Origin of the sequence: Pseudomonas sp. LABIM340 (assembly GCF_040017195.2) — a bacterium.
In the GTDB taxonomy this organism is placed as follows: Bacteria; Pseudomonadota; Gammaproteobacteria; order Pseudomonadales; family Pseudomonadaceae; genus Pseudomonas.
In genome coordinates this window covers 6,590,324-6,604,275 of the sequence record NZ_CM200227.1, presented here as the reverse complement: position 1 = coordinate 6,604,275, position 13,952 = coordinate 6,590,324, and the positions used below count along the sequence as shown (strand labels likewise).

Annotated in this window: 11 protein-coding genes and 2 pseudogenes; 10 read left to right on the top strand and 3 right to left on the bottom strand. The window is 58.4% G+C overall.

Annotation, left to right across the window (positions count from 1 at the left end; genetic code table 11):
• Positions 1-70: 70 nt before the first annotated feature.
• The gene (locus ABKS89_RS30365) at positions 71-397 is read right to left on the bottom strand and encodes a hypothetical protein (RefSeq protein ID WP_348588816.1); all 327 of its coding nucleotides are present in this window, start codon (positions 395-397) and stop codon (positions 71-73) included.
• Between the two features lie 488 nt (positions 398-885).
• Here ABKS89_RS30365 and ABKS89_RS30360 point away from each other — a divergent pair.
• From ABKS89_RS30360 to ABKS89_RS30315, 10 genes and pseudogenes are all read left to right on the top strand, one after another.
• Positions 886-5,184, top strand: a pseudogene (locus ABKS89_RS30360) (hemagglutinin repeat-containing protein); the annotation flags it as partial.
• Entirely contained in the window at positions 5,171-5,533 is a 363-nt protein-coding gene (locus ABKS89_RS30355) for a DUF3969 family protein (protein ID WP_171039382.1), read from the top strand. The pseudogene ABKS89_RS30360 and the gene ABKS89_RS30355, both read left to right, overlap by 14 nt.
• 491 nt (positions 5,534-6,024) lie before the next feature.
• Positions 6,025-6,540, top strand: a pseudogene (locus ABKS89_RS30350) (DUF2247 family protein).
• Positions 6,541-6,682: 142 nt separating this feature from the next.
• Complete coding sequence (locus ABKS89_RS30345; RefSeq protein ID WP_138213523.1) at positions 6,683-7,138, top strand: hypothetical protein; 456 nt, start codon at positions 6,683-6,685, stop codon at positions 7,136-7,138.
• A gap of 263 nt (positions 7,139-7,401) precedes the next feature.
• Positions 7,402-7,794, top strand: coding sequence for a DUF3969 family protein (locus ABKS89_RS30340; protein WP_171039383.1), 393 nt, complete (start codon positions 7,402-7,404; stop codon positions 7,792-7,794).
• 89 nt (positions 7,795-7,883) lie between these two features.
• On the top strand, positions 7,884-8,129 hold the full coding sequence (locus ABKS89_RS30335) for a hypothetical protein (protein ID WP_348588818.1): 246 nt from the start codon (positions 7,884-7,886) through the stop codon (positions 8,127-8,129).
• Positions 8,130-8,255: 126 nt separating this feature from the next.
• On the top strand, positions 8,256-8,519 hold the full coding sequence (locus ABKS89_RS30330; RefSeq protein WP_138213530.1) for a hypothetical protein: 264 nt from the start codon (positions 8,256-8,258) through the stop codon (positions 8,517-8,519).
• Positions 8,520-8,612: 93 nt separating this feature from the next.
• Complete coding sequence (locus ABKS89_RS30325) at positions 8,613-9,302, top strand: hypothetical protein (protein ID WP_192383518.1); 690 nt, start codon at positions 8,613-8,615, stop codon at positions 9,300-9,302.
• 146 nt (positions 9,303-9,448) lie between these two features.
• Positions 9,449-9,847, top strand: a complete 399-nt coding sequence (locus ABKS89_RS30320) for a VOC family protein (protein ID WP_348588819.1) — start codon at positions 9,449-9,451, stop codon at positions 9,845-9,847.
• Positions 9,848-10,383: 536 nt separating this feature from the next.
• Positions 10,384-10,863 (top strand): BRO-N domain-containing protein, encoded by a 480-nt coding sequence (locus ABKS89_RS30315; RefSeq protein WP_348588820.1) that lies wholly within the window; start codon positions 10,384-10,386, stop codon positions 10,861-10,863.
• A 62-nt stretch (positions 10,864-10,925) separates the two neighbouring features.
• Here the strand turns inward: ABKS89_RS30315 and ABKS89_RS30310 are convergent, their stop codons facing one another.
• The gene (locus ABKS89_RS30310) at positions 10,926-12,389 is read right to left on the bottom strand and encodes a cyclic-di-GMP receptor FimW-related protein (protein WP_348588821.1); all 1,464 of its coding nucleotides are present in this window, start codon (positions 12,387-12,389) and stop codon (positions 10,926-10,928) included.
• A 165-nt stretch (positions 12,390-12,554) separates the two neighbouring features.
• Positions 12,555-13,661, bottom strand: coding sequence for a choline metabolism transcriptional regulator GbdR (gbdR, locus tag ABKS89_RS30305; RefSeq protein ID WP_138213539.1), 1,107 nt, complete (start codon positions 13,659-13,661; stop codon positions 12,555-12,557).
• Positions 13,662-13,952 lie beyond the last annotated feature (291 nt).

Genomic DNA, 13,952 nt, shown 5'->3' with positions numbered 1-13,952 from the left:
AGAATCCCTTGTAATGTTCTCTTGAAATAAAAACCCCAGCCACCGCGCTGGGGTTTTTATTGCCTGCGATTTACCGCCGTCTGCCTCGCTGCTCGTGATCGGCCTGATACAACGACTGCGCATCGGAGATCAGCAACAGCAGCGCGCGGCTGATCTGGAAAACGTTCCTGATGGGTATGTCGTCCACATCGACCCTTTCCAGCACGGCGAGCAGGTCAAGTACGGCGCCGAGCCGATCTACCGCCGCGTCATACAACGCCTCGGCGGGCGCATCGGTGTTCAGGAACAGCGTGGCGTCCCGTGGAAAGTGACTGTGCTGTGAAGCCGTCGCCAGTGGGATAAACCCGTGGACGGCGGGACGTGTGGACGGGTGTGACGTATGATTGGCGTCAGCCATGGTCAGCTCCTTTCTAGCTGCTTGTGGTTAGCGGGTCGGCGGTGTTGACGCACCGTCGGCTCGCGTCTTTTTCGTTCTGTTGAAACTCCTTTACGTGATCCGCGCCGTTCGGCAGTTCAGGATCATGTTCTGTTTATACGCCGCTGGCCGAAGAGTCGATCTTGCGATAAACGGTCGCCAACCTGCTGCGTACTGTCGAAAATATGTGGTGATTTTATCGTTTTCAGATGGCGGCTTTCTACGCCTCTGCGCGCAATCCACTACGTCCCGCAAGGTCTTGGGAAACGGCTGACGGGTTTCCCGATCGAGTTCGCTAAGGTCGGAAATTCGTCTTTTCGATCTTTAACAACCTGATCTGAATTTAGTGCGGGAAGCACGGTGCAGACATCCCTGTCGCAACCCCGTCGCTCTCCTGCACCCCCGGCCCCGCCATCCCTGGCGGGTCGCTCGCCGGGGCAACGCACGCGTTGCCAAACCCCGGCTCGCCCTACAAGGACAGCCTGCAGCTCTCCGTCGGCGTAGGCCTCTCCGCCGAACAGGTCGCGGCCCTGACCCACGACATCGTCTGGCTCGAAGAAGCCGAAGTGAACGGCGAGAAGGTCCTCGTCCCGGTGCTCTACCTCGCCCAGGCAGAAAACCGCCTAGCCCCCACCGGCGCGCTGATCCAGGGCCAGGACGTCACCCTCATCAGCGGCGGCGCACTCAACAACGCCGGCACCCTGCGCGCCAGCAACAACCTCAGCGCCAGTGCCAGCAACCTGAGCAACAGCGGGCTGATCCAGGCCGGCAACCGTCTCGACCTGCTCGCCGACGACAGCATCCGCAACGCCGCTGGCGGCATCATCGCCGGGCGCGATGTCAGCCTCACCGCACTGACCGGCGATGTGATCAACGAACGCAGCGTCACCCGCATCGACAGCGCGCAGAGCGCCAACCGCACCTGGACCACCAGCTTCGCCGACAGCGCCGCCCGCATCGAGGCCGCCAACAGCCTCGACATCAGCGCCGGCCGTGACGTCAGCAACCTTGGTGGCGTGCTGCAAAGCCGTGGCGACCTGTTCATCGGCGCCGACCGCGACGTCAACATCGCCTCGGTAGAAGTCACCAACGGCCAGCTCAACGGCCGCCGCTACTACAGCGAAACCACCACCCAGCTGGGCGCCGAAGCCAGCGCTGGCCGCGACCTCGACATCAGCGCCGGGCGCGACCTCAACGCCGTCGCCAGCCGCCTCGACGCCGCCCGCGACGCCGCCCTGAGCGCCGGCCGCGACGTCACCCTCGCCTCGGCGGCGGATGAGAGCCACAGCTATAGCAACACGCGCAAGACCAAGAGCAAGAACGATTTGGTCGAGCAGCAATCCACCGTCCTCACCGCTGGCGGCGATGTGTCGCTGTATGCGGGGCAGGATCTGGGTGTCATCGGCAGCCAGGTCAAGGGCGGCGCAAACGTGGCCCTGGATGCCGAGCGCGACGTCGCCATCGTCGCCACACAGAACGAGCAGTACGCCTACCTGTACAAGAAGAAGGAAGGCTCGTTCGGCAAGAGCAAGACCAAAACCTCCGAGAGCTATGCCGAGGCCAACGTCGACTCGGTGATCCAGGCCGGCAAGGACCTCACCGTCAACATCAGCAAGGCCGAAGACGGCGGCATTCGCCTGAACGGCGGCCGCGATCTGGTGGTTGCCGGCAGCCAGCTGCAGGCGGGCAATGACCTGATGCTCGGTGCCACGAGGGATATTGCCATCCTGGCTACCGAGCAGGATCAGGCCAGCGCCAGTGGCAAGAGCAAGTCCAGCGCCTTCGGCGTCTCCAAGATGAAAGAGGTGCGTAACAGCGCCTCCACCGAACAGGTCGGCTCGATCCTCCAGGGCGGCAACGACACCGTCCTCGTGGCGGGGCGCAACGTCGACGTCAATGCCAGTCGCATCGGCGCCGGGCGAGATGTGGAACTGCACGCCGGCAAGCTCGACGCCACGGGCGACATCAACATCGTCGCCGGCAGTGACAGCAGTTCCTCCTATGCCGAGAAGCAGCGCAGCAAGTGGGGCATCAGCAACTCCGGCAACTTCGTCTCCATCAACACCGCGAGCAAGGCTGGCAACACCAGCGAGCAAACCGTCAACGCTCCGAGCGAGATCGCCGCAGGGCGCGATGTGCGCATGACCTCCGCGCGCGATATCAACGTCGTCGGCAGCAACATCGCCGCTGAGCGCACGGTGGGCATGCAGGCCGACCGCGACGTCAACATTCTGCCCGGTGAAAGCACCTCCAGCGCCAAGGACTGGGACAAGAAGCGTCAGACCGGCCTGGGCTGGAAAGCCGAGGAAACCACCGGCGTCGCCTACCTGGGTATCGACTGGAATGCCGAGCACGGCAAGCAGGTCGACACGGCAGCGGCGGGCAGCCAGGTTCGCGCCGGGGAAGACCTCGACATCCGCGCCGGCAGGGATATCCGCCAGCAGGGTAGCGACCTCGATGCCGGCCGTGACATTCGCCTGGTCGCCGGCCGTGACATCGTCGCCGATGCCGGGCAGGACACCAGCGAGCAGGAGCGGGTCAAGCGGCACCAGCGCGCCAGCATCGGCGTACAGGGCAGCCAGAGCATCAGCACCGGTATCCAGAACTTCGGCCACCTGGGCGACGGCGAGACCGTCTTCGGCAAGGTTTCCAGCGTGCTGAAAACCATCGACGGCACTAGCGATGCCGGCGCCTCCGCGAGCATCTACGTCGGTGCCAACCAGGAGCAAAGCAACAGGGAAGCCCAGCAGTACGACGCGCGCAATTCCACCCTCAACGCTGGGCGCGACATCATTGCCCAGGCCGGCCGCGACATCACCCTGCAAGGCACCCAGGCGGACGCCGGGCGCAACATCGTGCTCGATGCCGGGCGCGACCTGAGCATCCAGAGCAGCCAGAGCAACTACCGCAGCAAGGACCACAGCGACAGCGTCAGCGGCTCGGTCGGCATCGGCGTCGGCAACTACAACGTTGCCAGCCAGCAAGGCTCCAGCAGCATCGGCTCGAACGGCTCCGGCACCAACACCTCCAACAGCGGCATCTACGGCGCCGGCTCGGTGGCCTGGAGCGACCAGGAGCAGAACGGCTCACGGCAGAACAACGCCCACCTCAACGCCGGTGGCGACATCGACCTGCGCAGCGGCCGCGACACCCTGATCGCCGGCGCTACGGTGGAAGGTGGCGGCGTGAAGATCGACGTCGGTCGCGACCTCACCGTCGCCTCCGTGCGTGACCAGGATCGCATCGAAGGCAACGGCCAGAGCCATAGCGGCTCGGGCGGCTTCGGTGGTGGCAGCGGCGCGATCTCCGTCAGCAAGACCGACGGCAAGCGCAATTGGGTCGGCGAGCAAACCCGCATCCAGGGCCGCGACAGCGTCGACATCTACACCGAAGGCCACACCCAGCTCGATGGCGCCGTCATCGCCAGCAACACCGGCGACCTGCTGCTCAACACCGGCACCTTCGGCCACAGCGACCTGTACGACAAGGATCGCTACAAGAGCGTCGATATCACCTCGGGCATGGCCTACAACAGCAAGGAAAACCAGGACAACGGCAAGACCACCAACGACCAGGCCCAGGTCCCCAACAAGTTCATTGCTGGCAGCTACGACATCCGTAACGCCGAACAGGTCAACCGCGCCACCGTGGGCGCCGGCGAGATCGTCGTGCGCGATAACCCAGGGCAAGACCTTGCAGGCCTCAACCGCGATACAGACAAGGCGCAGGAGCTGCTGAAGGATGAGCACAAGGGCGAGGAGCTGTACGCCAGCACCAACTCGGTGACCAAGGTCGGTGAAGCGCTGGGCATCCCGCAGGCCATGGCCCGCCGGGACCTGGCCAATGGCTCGGCGGAGGAGCGCAGCGCCGCAGCGCGCAAGCTCTTCCAGTACCAACTCAAAGGTGACGCCAACTCCGAAGCGGGCCAGGTGGTCGCCGATGCCCTGGCTGAAGTCGCTAAGCGTGACCCCAAGGGCGCCCAGAAAATACTGCAGATCCTGGACTCCCAGCAGAAGCTGGATTTGCTGGTCCAGAACGCTTCCTCTAGTGGTGGTGTCAACGGCAGGCCCAGCGTCACTGGCGTACTTCTGACCGTCGCCGGCATCCTCGCCAGCCAGGGGAAACAACAATCTGGAGACGCCTCCGGCGGCGACGGCCTCGATCCCACCACCGGTGTGCCGACCTGGACCTCGGGCTCTGCTTCCTCGACGACGAACCTTACGACCCTGGCAGCGGCGCTGGCGATCTACAAGATCATGAACGGGGGAGCGGTTTCGGGCCTGTATGACAACCCGATAGTCCAGCAGGACAACCTGCCGTTGACCACGCCGGCTGAGGATCCAACGCTCTGGAAGCCGGGGAGTGGGGGGTATGGGGCAGATGGTGGAGTAGACCTCCCAGTTTCAAATGGTGGGAGTGAGGCGCAGCAAAACGGCGGTTGGAGCACCACATCGCCTGTGGGGGAAATTCCCTCTCCTGGGAATATGTATAGTGAGTCGGAGATTAAAAATGTCTACGATTCGATTCGTGTGGCACCAAAGTATCCAGACGGATTTAAAGAACTTCGCGGAGGAACGACGAAAAATACGGTTAAAGAAACCAGTCTGCTTTCTGAGTTGAGAAAGGTCGAGTCAGGCGACTGGAAAAAGATTTATAAAGATGGGTTTGATTCTTCCGGAAATAGGGTTTCAGTGCACTATTTTCAGAGCCAGAGCGGGAAGGTGTTTGATGTTAAGGTTAAGCCGGGGTGGAGCAATGCAAGTAGATGAAAGATTTGTTGTGGACTCAGCTGAATCCAGTGCTTTGGATAAGTTCTTCTCTGTTGTTGTTGTTGGCTTGGCATTTGCTCTTAAGGAGAAGTCAATTAGTGTAGTTGAGGCGGAGCGCATATTGTTTTCTCCATATATGGCGACCCAGCTTGCTCGCTCTAGATGCTCTAGTGGATTGGTTGATTTGATTGAGAGAGGATGTGAGCTGGAGGATGTAGAGAGTTTAATTCCAAATCAGTTTCCGGACGTTATAGATGGAATTATAAAAGACTCTCTAAGTGAAATTAAGAAGATCGAGGAAATACTTCAGGATGGACAGCGTTTGTTTGCCAAAAAATTGTGTAATTAGCCCTTTGGTGAACGCAGGACAAGGGGCGAATTTATTTTTCTACTCAAAAGCCAGCTGACGAGCCCGGATTAGAGTACATAAAATAAATCTGCCCGCTTTTTCGCTATGTCCCCTTTTTCTCTAATGCGGCCGTCGTCGATGCGTAGCGATGAGCCGCACTAGCAGGATCCCCAGAATCGGCACGCTATAGCGCCTTTTAATCCCCGCCTCCGGAGATTCTTTGCCAGTGGGCAGACCCGCTGACGGGAGAGATCAGCCCATCATATAGCAGCAAGCCATCTATCCAAAGATCAATTAGCAGCGGGAAAAGTGTTCACACTGGTTGGAGGTGATGGAGTTGAGCGAGTTCTGCTACAAACAGTGGGAGATCTGAATGGAAAACTTGGCGTCTATGAGGATATTATCGACCCCGCCGAGAATGTGACGTATCAGAGATTTATCGAAAATGGCACTATAAATGGCCGCCCTAATCAGCGTCCACTGAAGGTTAAATGACTATGTATTTTCCAGAAGTTCCGTTTTCGTATTTGTATAGTTTGAAGTTCATCCTTTGGAGGGACGTGCTTTGGGCGCTTGAGTTTAATTTGATCAGTGATGAGTTTGTAGTTGGTCTCGCAAATCATCACTTGGAGCTTGGTGTTTATCATGATTTAGAGCTTGATCTAGCTCTGATGAATGATTCTTTTGACATTAGGGTCTGCTTAAATAATCTTGTCAATGTCACAGATCGTGGCTCTCCAGTTTTTGATAGTAAAAGTAAATGGCTTTTTATCGCGCTGAAGTGGTTGTTTGAAAAAAAATGCGAAATTGAGGACCCGCTAGGTTAGGTGGAGTTGATTTACGAAGATTTCGATTTTCCTGTGGAAATAGAGAGTTTTGTCCGCTATATGCCGACTTCTGAAAGTTATCAGCCACAGCAACATACGTTAAAGGAAAATCAAAATAGGTTGTATGAAAACTGGGCTGCGTATATTAAAAAAACTGAGGTGTCGTTAGGCGAAGGATAGAAGTAAAGCTGACTTGCCTACCGATGATATCTTGGGGGCCTAAAAAGGGGGCAGATTTATCCCTGCGCTCTAAATCCGAATTGTGAGCCAGGGTTAGAGTACGGAAAGTAGATCTGTCCCTTTTTCGCTAGAAGTGGAGAAAATGAACATAGAGCTTAAAAGCAGTGCAGGAGCCTTATCCTTTTGCGAAGAGGCTTCTTATCCCTCGGAAGGGTTAGTTGATTTTTCAATAAAATGTGAGTTTGACGGCAAGTATTCTGGACTACTGAATAGAGAATTCAACTGTCGACTATATAAAGCTGATGTTTCAAGATTGCTGGATTGCTATGACTCTCGCGTGGCCGCAATAGTTGAGGGGGAGTCTTTTGTCCCATATTTCTATATGCCCTTGGAGAGTGATTTTCAAATTGGCTTTTTGGCGGGGGAGGCTCAGAGCACCGATGACGGATACTTCTTTATAAGCTTTATGTTTAATCTTGGAGGAAAAGATGATGAATCATCAAATGTATATTTTGGCTTTGAGGCGGAAATTGATCTCCTTGACATGAAGAAATTCTGCAATGATTTAGCTTCTATTTTTTGTTTTCCAAAGGAATAAGCGAGAGCAAGCAAAAAGAGGAGCGGACTGAAAAGGGGACAGATTTATTTTTATAATCTAAAAGTGGCTGGCGAGTCAGGATTAGAGTGCAGAAAATAAATCTGTCCCCTTTTTCTAACACTTTTCTAAAGAAACGGGTCTCCTCTCAGAGTTAAGAAAGGTGGAGCCGGGCGACTGGAAGAAGATTTACAAAGATTGGTTTGATGCGATTGGAAATAGAGTTTCGGTGCATTATTTCCAAAGCCAAAGCGGGAAGGTGTTCGATGTCAAAGTCAAATCTGGGTGGAGCAATGCAGGCAGATGAAAAATTTCTTTTGGATACAGCGGATGTCAGTGACTTAAATAAGTTTTTCTCTATAGTTGCGGCTGGTGTTGCGTTAGCGCTCAAGGAAAAGGTTCTAACTGTGCCTGAGGCAGAGAGGATACTATTTTCACCATACATGGTTTCTTTGCTAGAACAGTCAGGGTGCGCAGGAGGCTTAATTGATCTTGTTGAGAGGGGGTGTGAGATTGAAGATTTAGAAAGCTTAATCCCTGAGCAGTTGGTAGGTGTTTTGGAGAGAATTTTTAACGGTTCTCTTCGAGAGATTGGAAATGGTGGTGAAGTACTTAATGACCTTCTTTCTAGGAGTTGTTTTTGCAGTAAATTACTTTAAGTCTGGAAGGGGTTGAGAAAAAAGAAAAGTAACAAAAGGGGGCGGAGTGGGGTGTTCGCTGGTTAAATTTCGCGTGGCAGGAGTTTCAAATGAAGCCTGATGGATTGCTTAATGAATACATGTCGTCGTTGGTTTCTGGTATTCGATTTGTTCTTCTTATGATCGTTTCCGGCCTGATTGCCGGTAAGCTGGAAAGATTCTTTGATTTCAAGAATCCCATTGCATTTATTTTGATATTATTTCCTGTTTATTTTGCTCTTGAAGGGCTTCTGAGTCTATTTAAACGCCGTAGCAAGAAAAAGGCAAAAGAGATACAGCGCGGCGGATATGATTAAGTGCTGATTGAGGGTTAAGAGGCGAAAGGTTTTTTCTAATAAAAACGAAACCTAAGTCAGCGCTAGAGAAAAGGGAGAGCCTTTCCTATTTTTCTCTTCTCATTTTGATTGGAGGTTTACTGAGTGATGCTTACAAAGAATCTGTGCTTGCTAGCTATTGGTTCAGCGCTACTGACAGGCTGTATGACGCTGTCCGGTTATTATCAGTTGACGGCCTACGATACAAATGGCGAAGTAGTGATGGGAGATAGGAAGAATATTGCTGAAGGTTCAGGGATATATACTGTCCGAAATGCCTTGTGTGGAATTCCTTCTGTGGCGACCGTTGTTATTCGAGATAACAAAACGGGCGATGAATTGAAAGGCGAAAGTCCTTATCGGTGCCGTTGAAGGGCAAGCGGTGACAGTTTTTATTCCCATGATATGTGACGCACAGCGGCGGTGTTGGAACAACCTGATAACCAGGAAGAAGGAAATTTATTCATGTTGTTGTCGATCAAGGTCTTGAACGGGAAAGCATTGGCAATCCTTGCTGTTGCTCTGCTGGTAACACTGGTTCAGGGCTGCAGCTATGAAAAGATGAATGTAAGAAATGACGCGGAGGCTGCAAAATATGACCCTGCCTCCACAGCACGCGTCCGCTTCTTCTCTTCGCCAGAATACTACTCATCCTATCAGCCTGGAGCGGCTTGTGAGGATTTCCATCCCGGCAAGGCCACCGACAAGAAAACCTACCTGCGAGTGTATGAAAACAAGGAGTCCTACATATTGTGGCGGGACACCGATCTGCGTGGCATGAAGGCGGAAGACTATAGAAATAAGGTCATTGGAATGCCGACTTCCAAGACCACAGAAGCACTCAAAAGCGATCGACTGGGGTACGACGAAGTCGTGATCCCGGTGGGAAAGCCCTCGGTCTTGTCGATCAACTATTCGATGCATAGCCAGGAAGGTAGTGCGTCATGCTATCCATCGCCGGTATCCCTCAACCCCGAGGCCGGGAAGGACTATGAGGTGAAATTTGTGTTCGAGAAACCACAGTTTCTGGTGACGACCTGCAAATTGACCGTCAGTGAGTTAAGTGGTGTTGGTTCGCCGCAAGATGTTCGGGAAGTCAAAACTGACCTTTGTGTAAAAAATGAACATTACGACTACGAAACGGTGCGCAAGTAATCCGGGAGAAAGCGGAGCTCGTGCAGTTCAAGCCGCGTCTGCTGGTCTGCTGAGGTTAGCTCCAGCGCGGTGAGTGCTTCATCGCTCTGCGCCTGGTCTAGTGCCTCGTGACCTAGACTGGCCCTTTTCTCCACAGGAGAGCCGTCATGACCACAGCCACTCCCTTCCTCATGTTCCAGGGAGGCGTCGCGCAGGCGGCGCTGGATTTGTACCGCGCTACTTTTCCCAACTCCCGCGTGGTGCACGTGGAGCGCTACGGCGCCGGTGAGCCGGGGCCGGAGGGGACGATCAAGGTGGCGCGGTTCGAGGTGTGCGGGCAGGCATTCCTGTGTTCGGACAGCCCGGTGAAGCATGACTTCGATTTCACGCCGTCCAGTTCGATCTTCGTGGAGGTCGAGTCGGGGGATGTGCTGGAGCGGATTTTCGCGGTGCTGGCGGAGGGTGGGCGCGTGTATATGCCGTTGGGCGACTACGGCTTCAGCCCGCGCTTTGGCTGGGTGAGCGACAGGTTCGGGGTGTCGTGGCAGCTCAGTCTGGTGCGCTGAGAGGCAACCTGCAGGAGCGCCCCATGGGCGCGGTCGCGGGCATGGCCCGCTCCTACAAAGGCTCCGTGGCTCGATAGCCTGGGTAGGGCGAATAACGCCTGAGGCGTTATCCGCCGTCCTGGCGGATAACCCGTTCCGGGTTATGCGCCCTACGCGTCTGTCGGTGGGTTCCTGAGACGGCTTTCACCGGGTGAGGCAAATCCCTGGCGGGGGCGGGTTTCTGCTCCGGTCAACGCGGGAGTTTCCCTACACTGCGCCGGCGTTGCGGTCCTACAAGCCCTCTGCGTAGCGTTCCTGGCACCACGTTTCGGCGTGGTCAGGTGTGGAAACCTGTACTCAACACACATCGCCATAGCAGAGGAAATCTGGCCCAACCGGGCCGGATTGACGCTGGTTGTCTATGGCGGACCGTGTGAGGCGGACTTCGGTCCGGCCGGTTTTGTGTGTTGAGCTGGTTTTCCACCCTTGCACGGTCCGCCTCCCTTATTTCGGATGTTTCGGGCGGCGGCTTCCTGTCTTGAGCAAGGAGCTTCTGCATGATGACGTCGATGTCCTTCCCGGCCGAACACGGCCTGAATACCCAATCTTTCGTGCGCTACAACCGCCAGTTGCGCGGCGTGCTGCTGGATCAGCAGCCGTGGTTCGTGCTGCGCGATCTGACGAAGCTGACCGCGAGCACGCGCGGAGCGGAGTTGGTGCGCAGGCTGGAGCCGGACCAGTCGCGCCGGGAGCGCCTGGCCGGCGCGGCGGAGGATGAGTGGCTGGTGAGCGAGAGCGGGGTGTATGCGCTGCTGTTGTTGCACCTGTACCACCCGGAGAACCGCAGCCTGCGGCAGTGGTTGAGCAACGAGGTGGTGCCGGCGCTGCGCGCGGCGCAGCAGGACAACGCGCTGTTGCCGCGCCACAAGTTCCGGGAGGTGCAGGGGCAGCACATTGCCTTGCTGGATTGGCAGGGGCGGTTGTGGGTGCGGTTTACCGATGCGGCGCGGTTGATGGAGCTGGACGGGCGGGAATAGGGCTGGTCGCTCCAGTAGCAACACCCTCTCCGGCGGGCGAGGGTGTGTCTCGGGCTCAGGTATCAGGGCGGGTCGGCGGCCACTTCCAGTGGTGTAAGCGCGAAGGTGTTGCCGGCCGGTTCTCCCAGCAAGGCCATAAAGTGTCGGCCCTGATCTTCCACCGTGACCTTTCGGCCCGCCTCCAGCGGGAGTGTCGGGCAGAGCACGCGGAGTGGGGTCGCATCGGGGAGCAGCAGGGCGTGGTGGGGAGCGCTTTCCTGGAATTTGCTGCGCAGGCTGAGGCGGCACGGGCGTGGTTGTGCGGACAGCCACGCGCCGCGCAGTTCATAGCGGTCGCCGCCGAGCAGGCGGAGGCTTTCCACCTGGGCCAGTTGCCAGGCGCCGCCGGGAGTCAGGAGGAGGCCCAGCAGTTCGCCAACGGCCGGTGGCGGCGAGTCTTCCCAGTGCCCACTGAAGTGTTGCCCGCTCGTGTGGGGCTGGTCCAGCGGTAGGGTGGGCGGAAGGCTGGGGACGGGCGTGGGTGGGCTGAACTCGATGTCGTCCTGGTGCGCGACCGTCTCGTCCAGTCCGCCGCGGCCGCTGGCGTGGTGGGACCAGACGTCGCTCTCGTGCTGCTGGCGCTGGAAGTGGCGGGCATCGAGGCCGGTGTCCTCGGCGACGCCGAGCTGGGCGAGCAGGGCCGCGATGCCTCGGCACACCTGCCAGGGACCAGGGGCTGCCTCTGTCGTGCTCCAGCAGGCGAGCAGATGGGCGTTGAGATCGAAACCCGCGTCGCCGTTGCTGGCCGCAACGAAGCGCCTGAGCATGTCCAGCAGTTCGTCGAGCTTCAGGGCGAGACCGCCGCTGCTGCTCGCGGCGCCCGGATCGCGGAAGGGACGGTCGCTCTCGCGGTCGAGCCGCCAGGCGTTGCCCGGCTGTTCCGGCTGGATGTGGACGATGGAGGCGAAGACCTGGGTGGATTCGATCAGCGCCGGCAGGCTCTCTGCGGGTATCTCCAGCGGCCGGGAGCCGGCGATGAGCAGGCAATGCAGGTAGCCCCCCGCGATGGTCTGGCTGCGCGGTTCGAAGGCTTCGCCGTCGCTGATGGGCAGGTGCTGGACTTCCAGCCGCAGGGCGCGCCCGTACAGCTGGTGCAGCAGGTGCCACAGGCCGGGCGGTGCCGGGTGCTGGTTCTGCAGGCAGTTGCAGTGGACTTCCTGGAGGCTGCGCACCATGCGTTGCATCAGCAGGGCGGCGGTCTTGCGCTCGGCGCGGCGGGTCCGCAGCAGGTGCCAGTAGCCGCTGAGCAGCCGGCGGTGGAGGGCGAGGATGAGCATTTGCGCCTTGTCGGCCCGGGCCTGGGCGAGCGCGTTGGCCTGTTCGCCGAGGAGGTCGGCGAGCTGGCGGCTGACGTCGAAGATTTCCGGGCGCAGGCGTTCGAGTTGGCGCAGCAGCTGGATGCCGGTCAGCGTCGAGCGGTTCAGTTCGATGGCCGTGCGATACAGCTCCCGCGTGCGCCGCGCCAGGTATTCGAGGGCGGTATCCATGTGTCTCGTGGCTCCAAAGCTTGCCGGCTGGGGCCGACCGTTCGGAGACTGCGAGATTCTCGGCGCTTTGCGATTCAGACGAATCTGAATGATGGGGAGCAATGCGTCACAGGAATGAAAAAGGGGAGGCCGGTGGCCTCCCCTTCGTGTTGCTCCAGGGTGTCGTCAGAGCACGCGCACGCTGGCGAAGGTGGATTCGCCCTGAGCCTGGCTGAGCGCGGAGATGGCCGAGGAGTTGGGCATGAGGGCGAGGTCCTGCGGGATGGGCATGACCATGACCGGCTGGCCGATCGGCTGGCCCTGGCGCTCGTCGCGCGGCGGGATGCCGAAGTATTCGCGGTAACACTTGGAGAAGTGCGGGGTGGAGACGAAGCCGCAGACCGAGGCGACTTCGATGATCGACATCGAGGTCTGCTTGAGCAGCTGGCGCGCGCGGATCAGGCGCAGCTTGAGGTAGTAGCGCGACGGCGAGCAGTGCAGGTACTTCTGGAACAGGCGCTCGAGCTGGCGGCGTGAGACGTTGACGTAGACGGCCAGTTCGTCGAGGTCGATGGGCTCCTCGAGGTTGGCTTCCATCAGCGCGACGATTTCCTGCAGCTTGGGCTGGTTGGTGCCGAGCATGTGCTTGAGCGGCACGCGCTGGTGGTCCTGTTCGTTGCGGATGCGCTCGTAGATGAACATTTCGGAGATCGCCGCCGAGAGTTCGCGGCCGTGCTCGCGGCCGATCAGGTGCAGCATCATGTCCATCGGCGCGGTGCCGCCGGAGGAGGTGAAGCGGTTGCGGTCGATGGAGAACAGCCGGGTGCTCATGGCCACGCGGGGGAAGGCTTCCTGCATGGCGGCCAGGCATTCCCAGTGCACCGAGCAGTCGTAGCCGTCGAGCAGGCCGGCGCGGGCCAGGGCCCAGCTGCCGGTGCACACGGCGCCGAGCTTGCGACCCAGGCGCGCCTGGGCCTGGAGGAAGGTGGTGTGTTCGCGTGTGACGCTGCGCTGGATGCCGACGCCGCCGACCACGATCAGCACGTCCATCTGCGGGGCGCCGTCGCAGGCCGCGTCGGGGGTGATCTGCAGGCCGTCGCTGGCCCAGACCTGGCGGCCGTCGAGGCTCAGGGTGTGCCAGCGGTAGAGTTCGCGTCCGGAGAGCTGGTTGGCCATGCGCAGCGGTTCCACCGCCGAGGCCAGGGAGATCAGGGTGAAGTTGTCCAGCAGCAGGAAGCCGATGGACTGCGGAGCTCGGTTTTGCGGGGGAACTCCGGGGTTGAACGCGTTCATTCAGTCACCTCACGCTAGTCACAGTCGCCTCACGGGAGGCGTTTCTTATGCTTGTTGTTCTGTTCGGGAGTCGGCCTCGGGGTTGGCCCGGGCGGTTCCTCTTTTCTCGCTGCCTATGACAAGGCAAATGCCGTGCCTAGGTTGAATGGGCGTTCAACTAAAAAAGAAAACGGCATGGGAATGCCGTTTTTGCAGGTCCGGAATGCGACGCCTCGATGGTCGCAAATACGCATGGATCGTGGCCTGGGGTTTTTGGTAGCACTCACCGGTCACGGCGCCGGTGGTGCTGTG